Raw genomic sequence first — 16,742 nt, 5'->3', positions numbered from 1 at the left:
ATAGAACAAAATTATAAAAAGTGGAAAAACTGAGGAATTAAAAAAGTTTCAAAGTAAGAAATATTGAAAATAAAATACTAGATATTTTTTTATTGTAAGATTTTTATAAAAAAGGTAATACAAATTGAAAGGAGTATAGCAGATGGAATTATGGTATACAGAAGAGCATACGAAAAATGTTCGATTTTCTATAAAGGTTGATAAGCAATTGGTTAGTGTGAAGAGTGATTTTCAGCGAATAGATATTTTTGAATCGCAGGAATTTGGGCGGTTTCTAACGCTGGATGGATTTATGATGTTAACAGAAAAGGATGAGTTTATTTATCATGAGATGATAACACATATTCCAATGGCGGTAAATCCTAAAGCTAAGAAAATATTGGTTATTGGTGCTGGAGATGGCGGGACTGTCCGTGAACTTGTAAAATATGAACATATTGAGCGAATTGATATGGTGGAAATTGACAAGATGGTTGTTGATGTTTGCCGTGAATATTTGCCTAAGACAGCGAATAAGCTGGATGATGAAAGAGTTTGTATTTATTACGAGGATGGATTGAAATTTGTACGTTCCAAGACAGATGAATATGACATTGTAATTGTGGATTCGACAGATCCATTTGGGCCTGGAGAAGATTTATTTACGAGGGAATTTTATGGAAATTGCTTTAACGCATTAAAAGAAGATGGAATCCTTGTAAATCAGCACGAAAGTCCATATTATGAGGCAGATGCTAAAGCAACAGCAAGAGCAAATAAACAGTTAAGAGCAGTTTTCCCATTTGCAACAGTTTATCAGCTGCATATACCGACATATCCGTCAGGACATTGGCTATTTGGCTTTGCTTCAAAAAAATACAATCCTGTAGGAGATTTGAAGGCAGATGAATGGAATAAGTTTGGGATAGAAACAAGATATTATAATACGGAATTGCATAAAGGGGCATTTGCTTTGCCAAATTATGTGAAAGATTTAATAAAATAATTAGAATAAAAACTAGAAGGAGAATTTATATGAAAAATAAAAATATACATACATTTATAGGGTGTGATAATGAATATAATGAGAGCAAAATCGCTATTTTTGGAGCACCGTTTGACAGTACAACTTCATTTAGGCCAGGGACTAGGTTTGCTTCGGCGGTTATGAGAAATGAGAGTTTTGGGATAGAAACTTATAGTCCTTATCAGGATAAGGATTTGGAAGATATAAATGTTTTTGACGGGGGAGATTTGGAGCTTTCGTTTGGAAATTCGGAAAGTACGCTACATGATATTCAAGATGAAACGGCAAAAATTTTGAAGGATGGGAAAATTCCGTTTATGATTGGTGGAGAACATTCAGTAACATTGGGCTCTGTGAAGGCGGTTGCTGAGAAATATCCAGATTTGCATATTATACAGTTTGATGCGCATACTGACTTGCGAGATGAATATTTAGGGCAGTATTATTCGCATGCTTCTGTAATTAGAAGATGCTGGGATATTGTTGGAGATGGTAAGATTTTTCAATTTGGAATAAGAAGTGGAGAAAGAGATGAATGGAAGTTTGCAAAGGAACATCTTCACACAACAAAATTTAATTTTGATGGACTTGATGAAGTTGTGGAAAAATTGAAAGGGAAACCAGTATACTTTACATTGGATCTAGATGTACTTGATCCATCTGAGTTTCCAGGAACTGGAACGCCTGAAGCGGGCGGAGTCACTTTTGTGGAACTTCATAAGGCGATAGAAAAAATTTCTCAGTTAAATATTGTTGGACTTGATATGAATGAACTGTCGCCTGTATATGATCAATCTGGGCAATCTACAGCATTAGCTTGTAAATTATTAAGAGAAATCTTGTTATTTATTTATAAATAGTTTTTGATTTAGCAAGGGGTTTTAACCCCTTGTGTACACAAAACTTAAATGTAATTTAAAATTTATAACATTAAATAAACTAAATAAATTGTAGAAAAACAGCAGATTGAGACAAAACTTGTCATATACATTAATAATATATTTTTTTTTATATCATCTAATCTAAATTCTTTTAATTTATCTCCAATTGTCGGCTTTTTTACTTCTTTTCCAAAATATGAAACTTTTCCACCAAACTGAACTCCCAATGCTCCAGCTACAGCACTTTCTGGATGAGCAGAATTTGGACTTGCGTGATTTTTTCTATCTCTTTTGAATATTTTCCAGGCATTTTTATAATTGTATCTTAAAGTATAACTTGCCATCGTTATGAAAATTCCAGAAATTCTAGCAGGAACAAAATTTGCCATATCATCTAATTTTGCTGAAAACATACCAAATTTCGCATACTTCTTATTTTTATATCCAACCATTGAATCGAGAGTATTTATCGCCTTATAAGCCATCGCCAGTGGAAGACCACCCAAAAACATATAAAACATCGGTGCAATCACTCCATCCACCATATTTTCCGAAATAGTTTCCATCGTACTTCTAATAATCATAACTTTATCCATCTTTTCAGTATCTCTTGAAACCAAATAAGACAATTTTTCCCTTGCTACTTTCAGATTTCCTAATTTTAAAATTTTATAAACTCTTTTTCCTTCACGGGCCAGTGATTTTACTGAAAATACTGTATACATCAAATAAATTTCCAAAATTTCCAAAACTTTTACAATTTTTGTCAATTCCACAAATCCATACATTACAAAAAATGTACTTGCAACTACTAAAATACCTAAAACTACTCCACCAGCAAAGCTTCCTTTTTTCCCATATAATTTTTTCTCTAAAAATGTAATCATTTTACCAATAATCTGGACTGGATGTCTAATTTTTTCTGGATCTCCAAAAATTAAATCTAAAATGAATGAAATCCATATTTTTATTAAAAAATTCATTATTTATCTCCTATTATTCATTATTGTGTAACTCTTCTATAAACTATTTTACTTAAAAATCACTTTTTTAATAAACTATATCATCTGTTGCCCTTGCTCCCACTTTTTCCATAATTTCTATCATTTCAACAGCATTCTCATCATTTTTATTCCAAAAATCTTTACTATAAAAACGCTTCCATTCACCATTTATTGTATCATAAAGAATCATATAAATCATAAATTCATCCTTATTTTCAGGACTGTAAATATACATTCTGTATTTATAATATTCTGGAGAATTACTATATTCTAACTCTGTCAAATTTTTCCAAGGATATAATTTAATTACATCCTTTTCAAATTCATCCAAATAATTAGCAATTTCAATATAGGTAAGCCCCTTTTTGCTTCCTTTGTTATAAATTAACCCTACTTCCATAAAACTATCATTATTTTTATCCTCTGTTTCATATACCATTTTATTTTTTTCTACATCACAATAAATTTTATCTGTTAATTTTGTATTTTTAACCAGTTCTACCATTTTACTTGCAGATTCTGTATTCCCTGTATACCAATTGCAATTAACTGAAAATCCTATTGCTTCTATCATTAAAAATACTAAAAATAAAATTTTTTTCATAAATTTGTCTCCTCCCTTTTTTATTTAAAACTAATCATAGCCGTAGCCCTTCCAGCACTTTTCCCTTCTCGTCTATGAGAATGAAATTTATCACTTATATTTCCCATTTTATCAATTTTACCATACGTGTCTTCATAGGAAATAATCAGATTTTCTGGTTTTATTCCAAGTGATAAAGCCATTATTTCATTAAATTTTGTATTATCAAAGTGATATTTCCCAGTATTTTCATTCCATTCAAATGATTTTTGCACCAGTTCACTCTCTTTTCCAAATTTATTTGCAAAATTCTCATAAAATTCCATTCCAACTTCATAAAATTTTTGCTGCATTCCAATTCCCAATCCCATTATTACATTTTCAACTTTTGTTCCATAATTTTTTTTCATTTCCAGAAGTCCAGATTTCATCATTTCTTTAAACGTTCCAGGCCATCCCGAATGCCAGACCCCGATAACTTGATTTTCCTTATCATAAACAAAAATTGGCAGACAATCTGCATAAAACGTAAAAATCGCAATATCTTTTCTTTTTGTCAAAAATCCATCAATATCATCTTGTTTTTCATAATAATATTTCCTTGTATTTTCATCAATAATTTTCACATTGTTAGAATGTGTCTGAAAAGCCATAACTTCTTGTTTATCTTCTAAATCCAGCTCCTTTAACAACTTTTTCCGATTTTTTTTCTGTATTCCTTCTTCCTGATTTCCAAGTGGACAATAATCAGACATATTTCCAGCAATTTTTTTGGTATAAACTGCTGTTATTCCATATTTTTCAAATTCTTCAATATAAAAGTAGTTTTTCTTCTCGATAAACATTTTTTCTCCCATTTAAATTATAATTTTCAATATATTTAACTATTTATTTTTTCCTATTCCCAAAATAATCCGTCAATTCCAAAAACAATTGATTCCCATTAAAGTCATCAATAATAATTTTTCTTGCTTTTTTCAAATATTCCTGAAGTAGCCTTTTACTTTCATCCAATCCAAAAATGCTAGGATAAGTAGTTTTTTCATTTTCCACATCATTCGATTTTTTACCAATTTCCTCAAAATTCCCTTCAATATCCAAAATATCATCCTTAATCTGAAAGGCGATTCCCAATAATTTTGAATATTCTACCATTTTTTCATGCTTTTCACTTTCAATATCCAAAGCAATCATTGGTAATTCAATCGCAGCAGTCAGCAATTTTCCAGTCTTGTGAGCATGAATATATTTTAATGTGTCGATTTCCACTTGTTTATTTTCAGACTCCATATCTACAAACTGCCCTCCGACCATTCCAAAAAATCCTGCATATTCAGACAATTTCGAAATAATTTCAACCTTATTTTTATCTTCCAATTTTTTAGAATTTGCAATTATCCCAAAGGCTTCCGTCAAAAGAGCATCTCCCACAAGAACCCCAATTGCTTCATTGTATTTTTTGTGAACTGTAAGTTTACCACGCCTGTAATCATCATTGTCCATCGCTGGTAAATCATCATGAACAAGTGAATAGCAATGTATAAATTCAAGTGCAGCAGCAATTTCCTTAATTTTATCATAACTTTTACAATTATTTTTTTCAAACAAATCACAAATCATATACATCAAAATAGGACGTATTCGCTTTCCTCCGTTCATAACTGCATATTCCATTGCCTCTGCCAATTTTTCAGGATATTTACCCCTATAATTCCCAAGCAATTCTATTAGACTGCTTTCCACAATCTTTTTTTTTTCTTCCAAATATTCCCGTAACATTTTATCTCCCGTCATTCAATATCTTTTATTTTAGACAAGAGGTCTTAACCCCTTGTGACTTATACTATTCTCCACTTAAAAAGTGAAAATTATATTTTAATTATTTTGAAATATTAATTTGGAAAAGTTTGTGATAAGTTCGTTATTTAAACTGGGTTTAGTATTATTTAACCATATCCAAATTTACATAGTTATCAAACAGCCTTTTATTTAATTTAATATTTACTTTTTCTATTCAAATTCTTCCATTTCCACTTTTCCATTTTTTTCAAGTACCTTCATAACTTTCCCTTCCCCAGCTTCAAGCAATTTCTCCGAATCCTTAATCAGTTTAATCGCCTTCTCGTATTCAGAAATTGAATCATCTAGTGATAATTCCTCACTTTCCAATTTTTCCAAAATTTCATCAATTTGTGCAATATTTTCTTCATAACTTTGTTTTTTTACTGCCATTTTTATTTTCTCCTTCATATTTTTTATTTAATCATCAAACCTATAAAAACTAACTACCTTCTTATTATAATCCCTCTCATCGTACTTCACAAAATTACCTATTTTATCCGCCATTTTCTCATACGTGCTGTGTTCTGAAATTATAATTCCATCTCGTTCCAAAAGATTTTCTTCCGAAATTTTTTCAATCGTTTTCGTTGAAATATTTTCCTTGTAAGGCGGATCTAAAAAGATTATGTCAAATATTTCATTTTTTCTTGCCAGAATTTCTATCGCACGAAAAACATCATTTTTATAGGCACGGCATTTTTCTTCCATGTCTAAATGATTTACATTTTCAATAATTATTCTAAGAGCCTCCTTATCTTCCTCAATCATAATTGCTCTTTTTGCCCCACGGCTAAGTGCTTCAAATGAAACATTCCCAGTTCCTGAATACAAGTCCAGAAATTTTGCCTCCACAACTTTTTCTCCAATTATGCTGAAAATTGCCTCTTTTATTCTTTCTAGCGTAGGTCTGGTTTCTCTTCCTTCTCTTGATTTTATTCTTCTATTTTTCAATGTTCCTGCTACAATCCTCATTTTTCCTCTTTTCGTTTTTTATATTTAATTTTTATCTCAAATAAATTTAAAATCTACTCAAATTTTATCACAAGTTTGCCATCTAAATTTATTCCACCTTCAAGCAGCTGGTAATGCTCTTTTTTATTATTTTTACTGATATTTTTAAATTCATAGTCTTTAAAATCTATATTCTTAATTTTTAAATCTGATTTATTATAAATATTTACGTATAAAATTTCTGCTTTATTCTTATTAAAAAAGTTTTCCACTAAATCAAAACTATACACAAAATCTTTATTTCTTGAAAATTTAGTATTTATTAAGTCATAATAAACAGCCACTTTTCCTTCTTCCATTGATGGAATTATTTTTGAAATGGCAAACCATTCACGCTGAATATTATCTGTGACTTGATTTTCATAAATACTTTCATCAAAGTTAATGACTGCCCGCAGACTTTGTGCTTTTTTATAGTCTGTTAGAAATTTTATATTTTTTACAAATTTTCCCCGATTATTTGTATTTTTATTACTAAAATCCTTTTTATCAGTCTTTTCCACATTTGTATCAAGCCAAAACATAAATGTTGATTTTACATTGTAATTTCCAATGTTTTCAAATGTATAGACACTATTTACTTTTATTGTCCTATTTTTTTCAATTGTAATATTTAAATCCTCCCTTTTTATTACCAATGGCTCTTGCCGTACAATTTTTAAATTCCCAATTGCCAGAAATTCTGAATTTTCTGAAAACGTTAAAACAGTAAATGTAATAAATATCGCTATAACAAATATTACTGAAAAAAAGTTTTTCAATTTTTTTGTAAAAAAATTCATCTTCTCGCTCCTTTAAATTTTCTCTTATTATATACCTAATTCTTTTTAAAATCAAATAAATATATCAGGACTATTCGATAATCTAAATTTTAATTCTATAAAAAAATTTAAGATTAAACTTATTCCTACTTAATTAAATCATTTTATAAATTTTCTTAACTATAATTTTTATAATAAAATCTATTTTATAAAAAACTATTTATCTTAGTTTTATTCTCTCAATTCCAAGCAATTTTGCAACTTTTCTAATAAATTTCAGCGACAAATTCACATTATACTTCTTAGACAATTTCACAACTTCCTTTTTCTCATTCGTTTTAAATGCCAAAAATACTTGACTATCGCCTTTATTTTTTAAAATAATCTCTTTCAATTTTTGATTTGTTTCTTTCACTTCTTCGTCGATTAAGATGTATAATTTCAGATTTTTATTTTCTTCCAGATTTTCAATGTTACAAATATTATTTAAAATAACTGTATTTCTATTTTGCTCAGAATTTACAATTCCTTCCAGCACCATAATCTGCCCTTCTGTGATTTTATAGCCAAAAGTTATGTATTCTCTTGGAAAACAGATTACTTCAATACTTTTTTGAAAATCTTCCATTTCAAATTTTACCATTGGCTCTTTTCCAGCCCGTGTTGCAAATTTTTTTACGTTTTTTATTATTCCGATAATTCGTACTTTTTTTAGCTCTTTTTGAGAAATTTCTGATATTTTATTATGGGAAATTATATTTATTAGATTTTTTTTCTCATTTAAGGGATGGCTTGAAACATAAATTCCAAGATATTCTTTCTCATTTTCAAGCAAAACTTTTTGAAGAAATTCATCAGCCTTTTCCATTTCAAACTTACCTTTAAATTCCTTCTCGCCACTAAATAAAATCATTTGCAAATCCTCTTCAGATTCATATTTTTTCTGGCTATATTCTAAAATTTTATCAATAGATTTATATTTTTCAAATCTATTCCCGTTTAATTTATCTAAAGCTCCTGATAAAATAAGTGATTCCAGCTGCTTTTTCGTAATCCCATTTTGTTTCATTCGATAAACAAAATCTTCATAAGAGGAAAATTCCTCATTTTTTCTTTCTTTTTTTATTTCATTAATTAAAGCCGCTCCAATACCTTTTACCGCAAATAGTCCAAATCTAATTCCTATTTTTTTTATTTCATTATTATTTTCAAAACTTTCTTCAATTCCAAAATCATAGTCAGATAAATTCACATCTGGCAAAAATATATTAATCCCCTTTTCCTTCGCTTCATTCACAAAAACAACAAATCTATCCAGATTATGTACTTCGGTTGTCATTATCGCAGCAAAAAATTCCAATGGATAATTTGCCTTAAAATACGCTGTCCAGTAAACAATCAAAGCATAAGCCGCCGAATGTGACTTGTTAAATCCATATCCACCAAATTTTTCCACTAAATCATAAATTTCGTTTGCCTTTTTCGATAAAACTCCCTTATTTTGGGCATTTGTTACAAATTTTTCACGATTTTTTTTCATTAATTCAGGATTTTTCTTTCCAATCGCACGCCGCAGCTCGTCAGCTTCCCCAAGTGAATAATTTGCCATTTCACTCACAATTTTCATAACCTGCTCCTGATACAGAATTATTCCGTAAGTTTCCTCAAGTATGTATTTTAGTGAATTATCAATATATTTTATTTCAGTCCTGTTATTTTTCACATTAATAAAATCATCCACCATTCCACTTCGCAAAGGACCTGGACGATAAAGTGCCAAAAGAGCTATTATATCTTCAAATTTTTCAATTTTCATTTTTCTCATAAGACTTCTGATTCCTGCCGACTCACATTGAAAAACTCCCATTGTATCAGCTTTTGTAAGCAATTCATAAGTTTTTTCATCATTTAGCGGAATGTCATTTAATACAATCTTTGTTTTTCTTCTTTTCTCAATATTTTCCACAGTTTTTCGCAAAATCGTAAGATTTTTCAAACCAAGAAAATCCATTTTTAAAATTCCTAGCTCTTCTAGTTCCTTCATTTGATATTGCGTCGAAACAATTTTCGTTTTTCCATCTGAATATGTCGGAATCTCATCACTTAGCACATCTTTGGAAATAACGACTCCAGCAGCATGAACAGAGGCGTGCCGCACTTTTCCCTCCAATTTAAGCGAATAATCAATCACCCTTTTTATTTCCCTGTCAGTTTCATACATTTTTCTAATTTCAGGGATATTGTTCAAGGCATCTTTCAGTTCCGTATTAAACGGTATCATTTTAGCAATTTTATCCACTTTTACAAGCGAAACATTTAACACACGCCCCACATCACGAATCGCAAGCCTAGCCTTTAGCGTTCCAAACGTAATAATATGTGCCACGTATTCCGCCCCATATTTATTCACCACATAATTTATGACAATTTCCCGCTGTTCCTGATCAAAATCTATGTCAATATCAGGCATCGAAATACGTTCAGGATTCAAAAACCGCTCAAAAATCAGATTATATTCAATCGGATCAATTTCCGTAATATTCAAGGCATACGAAACAATGCTCCCAGCCGCAGAACCCCTTCCAGGCCCAACATAAACCCCATTTTCACGTGAGAATTTTATAAAATCCCAGACAATGATAAAATATCCATTGTATCCCATTTTATCAATAATTTCCAGCTCATACTCTGCACGCTCCAAAACATTTTCCAAATTATTTTTTAATAATTCTTCCCGAATTTTAACTTCCTTCAATTTCTGCCCAGCAATTTCATCTTTTGCAATCTCTTTTTCAATTATCTCAAAATTTTTATCCAGCTGCAATTTTTCAGAATCTGAAACAGATTTTTTCAAGTATTTGTGAAAAAGCCCCTCAAATACTAGATTTCGCAAAAATTCCTTTTCACTTACATTTTGTGGCAACGAATATTTTGGAAATTTAAAATGATGAAACTCAAAATCAACATTGCAGTTTTCCACAATTTTTTCCACATTATTAATTCCAGTTTCATAAAACTCGCTATATTCCTTATTTTCAAAACTTTTTTCTATTTCATTTTCAGATTTTAGATATAGGTCATCATACAAAATTTCACTATTTTCCGATTTTTCTGTATCAATTTTGCTTCCCTCTTTTATTGATTCCACAATTTTCTGCAAAACTGCATCTTCCCGATTTGGATAATAAACATCGTTTGTAATAACAAAATTATCAAATTTATTTTTACGCACAATGTCAAAAAGCATTTTCCTAGCCTTTCCCAGCCTTTCCACAGCAGGAACTTCAATAAAAAAATTATCCCCAAAATCCTTACCAAGTTTCTCAATAACCCTTCTAACTTGAGTATTTTCCAAATCTAGAATACCCTTTACAACCTCACTATTTATGCCACCTGACAAAATATACAAGTCATCTGAATATTTTTTCAATTCATCATACTTAATTTTATTCCGATTCCGTGTAAATCTGCTATATGAAATTGACGACAATTTTGATAAATTCTTATACCCATTCTGATTTTTAGCAAGTAAAGTAAGCGAAAACTCCCCTACTTTCTCCAGTCCATCAAGAAACACCTCAAGTCCAATAATCGGCTTTATTCCAGCATTTTTACACTTCTTAAAAAACTCGATTGCCCCAAACATCGAAGTATCGGTAATTGCAAGTGCTTTTACTCCTATTTTCTTAGCCTTTTCAACATATTCATCTATTTTCCCTACTCCTTCAAGCAGTGAATACTCCGTATGCAATTTCAAATGTACAAATTTATTTTCCATAATTTCTACCTAATTTCTATTTTTATAAAATACCTAAAGTTCTTTTATTATTTCATAAATTCCATCTTCATCATTTGACAATGTAATTCTTTCTTTTGAAAATTCCTGTTTCAGCTCTTCCGTAGCATTCCCCATAAGATACCCATATTTCACAAACTTCAACATTTCCAAATCATTCCACTGATCCCCAAATGCCATTGTTTCTTCTGGAGAAATATCATATTTTTTCAACAGTTCCTTTATTGCCAGCCCTTTATTTACTTCCTTATTCAAGCATTCTAAATAATGCGGTTTTGAAAATACAAAATTAATATGTGGCAATTTTTCTTCCAATTCCTTTTTTAACTCCAGTAAAATCGAATTTTCTGCAATAAATAACGCTTTTGTAGAAGTTTTTCCAATAAATTCGTCAAAATTTTTCACATAATATGGAATTTCCACGCTTTCTGAATATTTTGCACCTTCATCTGTTTCATTTTCAATATATAATTTGTCATCCATATATAAATTCAAATGAATTCTTTTTTCCCTCGAAACTTTAATAAGTTCCTTAACATCCTGTGCCTCAACAGGTTTCTCAAAAATAACTTCACTATTCAAAGGATTTGTAATTCTTCCGCCATTATAATTAATTACTGGATTTTTTATCCCCAGCATTTCCACAAAAGGCTTTGACGAAGAAAAGGTTCTTCCAGTCGCAATAAATATTTTCACTCCTTTTTCTTCCACTTCTCTCAATTTTCTTATCAAATTTTCCGAAACCTTATGCTCACTTGTTAGCACCGTTCCATCCAAATCCATAAATATTGCTTTTATATTATTCATTTTAATTCCCTTTCTACTAACAATTTATTAAATTTTGCTTTCTCATTTTCTATTCTTTTTGTAAAAAGACTACCTGATAACCTGTTTTGCATTTTTATATTTAAATAACTTCAATTAAATTTTCTATAAAATAATCTATTTCTTTAACAGTAGTGTCTTTCCCAATGCTAATTCTAAATGAACCTTTCAACTCCTCATCGATAAGTCCCATAGCCTTCAAAACGTGCGAATTTTCAAGCGAGCCTGACATGCATGCTGAACCGCCGCTTATGCAGATTCCTCTTAAATCTAGTGCTACCAGCAGCATTTGAATATCCACTCCTTCTATGTAAACGTTTGTTGTTGTTTTTATTCTATTGGATTTTTCTCCATTTATCCGTACTTTTTTACCTAATTTTTTAATTTCAGTTTTCAGTTTATTTTCTAGATAATTTTGCAGTTTATCTTCTTTTTCTGATATTTCTTCCAAATTTTCATAAACTTCCTCAAGTGCCACACCAAGTCCCAAAATTCCGTGAACATTTTCTGTTCCAGCCCTTCTGTTCCTTTCCTGTGAGCCACCCCAGATTTCCTTTTCAAGTGAATATTTTTTATCAATAAATACAAATCCTGCTCCCTTAGGCCCGTAAAATTTATGAGCTGTTGCTGTCAAAGCAGTTATCTTCAAATCTTTTGGTAAAATTTTCAATTTTCCTATTGCCTGAACTGCATCTGCATGAAAAAATATATTTCTCTCTGCCAAAATTTCCCCAATTTCCTTAATCGGCTGAATAACCCCAGTTTCATTATTCACAAACATTATCGAAACAAGTGCCGTATCTTCCCTCAATTCCTGCTTCAATTTTTCAATATCCACAACTCCCTTTTCATCGACACCAATATATGAAACTTCATACCCTTCATTTTCCAGCTGCTCAAAGGTTTTTAAAATCGTAGAATGCTCAATCTTAGATGTTATAATATGTTTTCCTTTATCATTGTTCGCCTTTAAAAATCCCCTTATCGCAAGATTATTCCCCTCAGCTCCGCCAGATGTAAACACAATTTCAGTCGTTTCAACTTTCAAATTCTGTGCTACAATATGTCTTGCCCTTTCTATAGCTGACTTTGCACGTTGTCCCAATGAATGTACAGAAGATGGATTTCCATAATTTTCGCTAAATGATTTTGTCATCTCTTCCATTACTTTGTTGGACATTTTTGTAGTTGCAGCATTATCTAAATATACTATTTTCATCTTTAAATTTTCTCCTTTTGTTCTTGAATATATTTATTCATTATTTCTAGTGGTGCATCCCCAACACTCATAACTAAATAACTTCTGCTCCAAAAATACTCTTTCCATAATTTTTCTCTTATTTCGGGGAAATCTTTTTTTATCAATCTGCTGGAAGCACTCTTGTAAGTATTCACAAACTTAGAAAGCTCAGTATTCGGTTTGGCATTAATCAACATACGGATATGATCAATATTGTGTTCCCATTCTTTAAGAATGATATTGTATTTTGGACATATTTTTTCAAAAATTTCTTTCAATCTGTTAGAAATTTCATCATTAATGACTTTTTTCCGATATTTTATACAAAAAATCATACGATAATTTATGTTAAAGACTGAATAATAATTATTATTATATGACATTGTTATTAACCTCTTTTAAGTTATTTTACTGAATAAATTATATCATAAACATTTTATTTTTTCAAATTTTTTCATAATATAAATTGCAATGTTAATTGTGGTATTTTCCACTTGTAGAAGTTGGAGATTTTTTGCTAGATCTTATTAAAATAAATAAGATTTGAATTGCTAAGGTTTATTAAAAAAAGTAGAAAAATATGATTAATAGGTGTATAATAATGTAAAATAGTATTGAAGGGGATGAAACTGATGAATAGAAAAACAGCGTTAGTTCTTGAAGGTGGAGGAATGAGAGGGATTTTTACTGCGGGAGTTTTAGATTTTTTTCTAGAAAAAAATATCGAAGTGGATAATTTGATTGGAGTGTCAGCTGGGGCGGCATTGGGGGCAAGTTATACTTCAAAACAGTATAAAAGAGGATTTAATGCAATTGCGGATCATATAAATAAGAGAGAATATGCAAGTTTTTATAATTTGATAAAGACTGGAGATTTTTTTGAGGAACAATATGCGTATCACGATATTCCTGAAAAATATAATCCGTTTGATAATGAAACTTTTAAAAATAGTAAGACAGAATTTCAAGCAGTTGTTACAAACTGTGAAACTGGAGAGGCGGAATATCCTGTGGTTAAAGATGCGATAAAGGAAATTGATACTTTAAGGGCGTCGGCTTCGCTTCCGTTTTTATCTAGATTTGTTAAATTAAATGGAAAAAATTACTTAGATGGAGGGGTTTCTGATCCGATTCCTTTAGATTATTCTATAAAAAAGGGAAATACAAAAAATATCGTGGTGCTGACGAGAGATAAAAATTATCGTAAGAAACAGAGCAGGTTAGGAACAATTTCAGCAATAAGATATAAAAAATATCCTAAATTTGTGGAGCTTATGAAAACAAGATACAGTCGATATAATGCGACTTTGGATCATATTTATGATTTAGAGAAAAAGGGGGAAATTTTTGTGATTCAGCCGTCAGTTCCGCTGAAGTTGGGAAGAATTGAGAAAAATAGAGATAAGTTACAGAAAGTTTATAACATTGGGTATGAAGAGGCAAAGAAAAATTATGAAAAATTGAAAAAATATTTAGAAAAGTAATTCTTAAATAGTATTTCTAATAAAAATAGTCCCATTAGATAACTATATAAACTTAAAATTTTATCCTGAACTAAGGGATCTTGCCCCCTATACAGATAAAAAACCTTAGGTTATTAAACATATCTAATATGAAATTATAAATTTATGAATGATAATAAAAAAATAAGAAGGGAGGGAAAAGTGAAAAATGAAAAAATTTGGTATGAGTTAGATGCCTTTGCAAAAACGTATTCTTCGATAATTAGTGAAGGAAGAACAACATGTTTCAGACTTTCGGCATTATTTTCAGAAAATATTGATTTAGAAGTATTGAGGAATGTGGCGATTTTGCTTGAAAAGAAGTATCCGTTTTATTAAATAGTGCAAGAACGCTCGCAACTTTTAGTCGTGAAATGAATTGCACGAAAATTTTAGTAAGCATATAGGGAAACTTGTATGTAGACACGGAGCAAAATCGTGCAACAAAGAAACTGAACTGCTGGGAACTCTTAAAGCTAGTATAACCACAACATAATATCTAAGTGAAGACATGGTATAAGTGTGAAGGTAGCGAAAGCAGAAAAAATATACTAGATGATGCAAGGTTAAATCCTAAACATTGAGCCGTACGTATAGAAAGGAATATAATAGACAATCAGCAGCTAAGCCTGAAAAGGAAAGTTCAACGACTATCCCTCGTGAGGGGAGTACAATACAAGCGATAGGTATTGGAAGTGGTTTCGCCTAAGTCCTTGAAATAGGATATGGATAAGATATAGTCTGTGCTTGTTAGAGATAACAAGAAGTTCAGGGATAATCTTCTTAATTTATTAAGGAGTATATATGCCAAGAGAACTGCATAAGTAGTAGCGAACTTATGTGAACGACGCTTCCCACTGTTGTAGGGTTTTAAAAACTTTAAAAATATTTAAAAATAAATAAAAAATATTACTTTTTTTGACAGATAAAATGTAGAATACATGGTATAATATCTTTGATAAAAAGGAGGTGATTATATATGTATTTAACATTAAAACAACAGGTAAAACATCTTAGTAAAAAGGAGTTTAGGAATTTAAAATATTTATCTCATATAGCCAAGAACTTAACTAATGAAACTATATATAATATTAGACAGTATTATTTTAATAAGAAAAAGTATTTAAGTTATAACGAAAACTATAAAATGCTTAAAAATAGTGAGAACTATAAGAAGTTAAATTCTAATATGGCTCAACAAATTTTAAAAGAAGTAGACGGAAGTTTCAAATCATTTTTTGGACTTTTAAAACTTGCTAGGAATGGTCAATATAATTTTAAAGATATAAAATTACCTAAATATCTTGCTAAAGATGGATTTACAACTCTTGTTATAGGTTTTGTTAGATTAAAAGATGGTATGCTGATAGTTCCTTATTCAAATTCATTTAGAAAGACACATAAGGAAATCGCAATAAAGCTACCACCAGTATTAAAAGGCAAGAAGATAAAAGAGATTAGAATAATACCAAAACAACATTCTAGGTACTTTGAAATTCAATATACTTACGAAGTAAAAGAATTTCAAAGGGAATTAAATAAAGAAAATGCACTAGGAATTGATTTAGGTATAGATAATCTTTGTACTTGTGTTACAAATACTGGAGCTTCATTCATAATAGATAGTAGAAAATTAAAATCAATAAATCAATACTATAATAAGATAAATGCAAAATTACATAGTATAAAAGATAAGCAAAAGACCTCCCGCACAACATTAAGACAAAAGAGAATAGCTAGAAAGAGAAATAATCGTATAGAAGATTATCTTTCAAAAGCAGCAAGAATAATTATAAATTATTGCCTTAATAATGATATAGGAAGAATAGTTCTAGGATATAATGAAGATTTTCAAAGAAATTCAAATATAGGAAGTATAAATAATCAAAACTTTGTAAATATACCATATGGGAAATTAAGAGATAAATTAATATATCTATGTAGACTATATGGAATAGAATTTAAACTGCAAGAAGAAAGTTATACATCAAAAGCAAGTTTCTTTGATGGAGATGAAATCCCGATATATGATAAAGAAAATCAAAAAGAATATATATTCAGTGGAAAAAGAATAAAAAGAGGACTATATCAAACAAGTGCAGGTAAACTCATAAATGCGGATTGTAATGGAACATTAAATATTTTAAGAAAAAGTAAAGTTGTGGATTTAAGTATCCTATACAATAGAGGTGAGCTGGACACGCCTAAAAGAATAAGGGTAGTGTAAAGCTATCAAACTTCTTAGAAAATTTTTAAATGTTTTTAAAGATTTTAGAACCCTGTGACTTTAG

The 16,742-nt window shown here is 30.0% G+C and carries 17 protein-coding genes; 6 read left to right on the top strand and 11 right to left on the bottom strand.

The features are described 5' to 3' along the window. The first annotated feature begins 142 nt into the window (after positions 1-142). Both speE and speB read left to right on the top strand, forming a co-directional pair. On the top strand, positions 143-985 hold the full coding sequence (speE, locus tag F1564_RS07510; RefSeq protein WP_018451154.1) for a polyamine aminopropyltransferase: 843 nt from the start codon (positions 143-145) through the stop codon (positions 983-985). Positions 986-1,014: 29 nt separating this feature from the next. After that, a complete protein-coding gene (gene speB, locus F1564_RS07505) occupies positions 1,015-1,866 on the top strand; it encodes an agmatinase (protein ID WP_018451155.1) in 852 nt (283 codons plus the stop codon). Between the two features lie 62 nt (positions 1,867-1,928). Here speB and cbiB read toward each other — a convergent pair whose 3' ends face one another. The 11 genes from cbiB to tnpA all read right to left on the bottom strand — a co-directional run bounded on the left by cbiB (position 1,929) and on the right by tnpA (position 13,332). Continuing rightward, positions 1,929-2,870, bottom strand: a complete 942-nt coding sequence (gene cbiB / locus F1564_RS07500; RefSeq protein WP_018451156.1) for an adenosylcobinamide-phosphate synthase CbiB — start codon at positions 2,868-2,870, stop codon at positions 1,929-1,931. A 67-nt stretch (positions 2,871-2,937) separates the two neighbouring features. Continuing rightward, on the bottom strand, positions 2,938-3,495 hold the full coding sequence (locus F1564_RS07495) for a hypothetical protein (RefSeq protein WP_018451157.1): 558 nt from the start codon (positions 3,493-3,495) through the stop codon (positions 2,938-2,940). Positions 3,496-3,515: 20 nt separating this feature from the next. Then, the gene (locus F1564_RS07490) at positions 3,516-4,319 is read right to left on the bottom strand and encodes a polyphenol oxidase family protein (RefSeq protein WP_018451158.1); all 804 of its coding nucleotides are present in this window, start codon (positions 4,317-4,319) and stop codon (positions 3,516-3,518) included. A 43-nt stretch (positions 4,320-4,362) separates the two neighbouring features. Next, positions 4,363-5,253 carry a polyprenyl synthetase family protein gene (locus F1564_RS07485; protein WP_018451159.1) on the bottom strand — a complete coding sequence of 297 codons (891 nt, stop codon included), beginning with the start codon at positions 5,251-5,253 and terminating at the stop codon, positions 4,363-4,365. 231 nt (positions 5,254-5,484) lie between these two features. Next, positions 5,485-5,706: an exodeoxyribonuclease VII small subunit gene (xseB, locus tag F1564_RS07480; protein WP_018451160.1), complete on the bottom strand. Its 222-nt coding sequence runs from the start codon at positions 5,704-5,706 to the stop codon at positions 5,485-5,487. Between the two features lie 27 nt (positions 5,707-5,733). Continuing rightward, positions 5,734-6,288 carry a 16S rRNA (guanine(966)-N(2))-methyltransferase RsmD gene (gene rsmD, locus F1564_RS07475; RefSeq protein ID WP_018451161.1) on the bottom strand — a complete coding sequence of 185 codons (555 nt, stop codon included), beginning with the start codon at positions 6,286-6,288 and terminating at the stop codon, positions 5,734-5,736. 53 nt (positions 6,289-6,341) lie between these two features. Next, on the bottom strand, positions 6,342-7,109 hold the full coding sequence (locus F1564_RS07470) for a hypothetical protein (protein ID WP_018451162.1): 768 nt from the start codon (positions 7,107-7,109) through the stop codon (positions 6,342-6,344). Positions 7,110-7,308: 199 nt separating this feature from the next. Beyond that, positions 7,309-10,866, bottom strand: coding sequence for a DNA polymerase III subunit alpha (gene dnaE, locus F1564_RS07465; RefSeq protein WP_018451163.1), 3,558 nt, complete (start codon positions 10,864-10,866; stop codon positions 7,309-7,311). Between the two features lie 33 nt (positions 10,867-10,899). Continuing rightward, positions 10,900-11,691, bottom strand: coding sequence for a Cof-type HAD-IIB family hydrolase (locus tag F1564_RS07460; protein WP_018451164.1), 792 nt, complete (start codon positions 11,689-11,691; stop codon positions 10,900-10,902). Between the two features lie 100 nt (positions 11,692-11,791). Further along, complete coding sequence (locus F1564_RS07455; RefSeq protein ID WP_018451165.1) at positions 11,792-12,928, bottom strand: cysteine desulfurase family protein; 1,137 nt, start codon at positions 12,926-12,928, stop codon at positions 11,792-11,794. Between the two features lie 2 nt (positions 12,929-12,930). Then, positions 12,931-13,332, bottom strand: coding sequence for an IS200/IS605 family transposase (tnpA, locus tag F1564_RS07450; protein WP_018451166.1), 402 nt, complete (start codon positions 13,330-13,332; stop codon positions 12,931-12,933). A 249-nt stretch (positions 13,333-13,581) separates the two neighbouring features. Here tnpA and F1564_RS07445 point away from each other — a divergent pair, with 249 nt between their 5' ends. The 4 genes from F1564_RS07445 (at position 13,582) to F1564_RS07430 (ending at position 16,678) form a co-directional block, all read left to right on the top strand. Continuing rightward, on the top strand, positions 13,582-14,433 hold the full coding sequence (locus F1564_RS07445) for a patatin-like phospholipase family protein (protein ID WP_018451167.1): 852 nt from the start codon (positions 13,582-13,584) through the stop codon (positions 14,431-14,433). Between the two features lie 180 nt (positions 14,434-14,613). Beyond that, complete coding sequence (locus tag F1564_RS07440) at positions 14,614-14,790, top strand: hypothetical protein (protein WP_010124639.1); 177 nt, start codon at positions 14,614-14,616, stop codon at positions 14,788-14,790. Positions 14,791-15,031: 241 nt separating this feature from the next. Beyond that, a complete protein-coding gene (locus F1564_RS10520; RefSeq protein ID WP_010126420.1) occupies positions 15,032-15,160 on the top strand; it encodes a hypothetical protein in 129 nt (42 codons plus the stop codon). A gap of 270 nt (positions 15,161-15,430) precedes the next feature. Further along, the gene (locus tag F1564_RS07430) at positions 15,431-16,678 is read left to right on the top strand and encodes an RNA-guided endonuclease InsQ/TnpB family protein (protein ID WP_149201932.1); all 1,248 of its coding nucleotides are present in this window, start codon (positions 15,431-15,433) and stop codon (positions 16,676-16,678) included. Positions 16,679-16,742: the final 64 nt, after the last annotated feature.

This window comes from Leptotrichia shahii (genome assembly GCF_008327825.1).
GTDB classification, from domain to species: Bacteria; Fusobacteriota; Fusobacteriia; order Fusobacteriales; family Leptotrichiaceae; genus Leptotrichia; species Leptotrichia shahii.
This window is presented reverse-complemented; position numbering and strand designations above follow the sequence as displayed.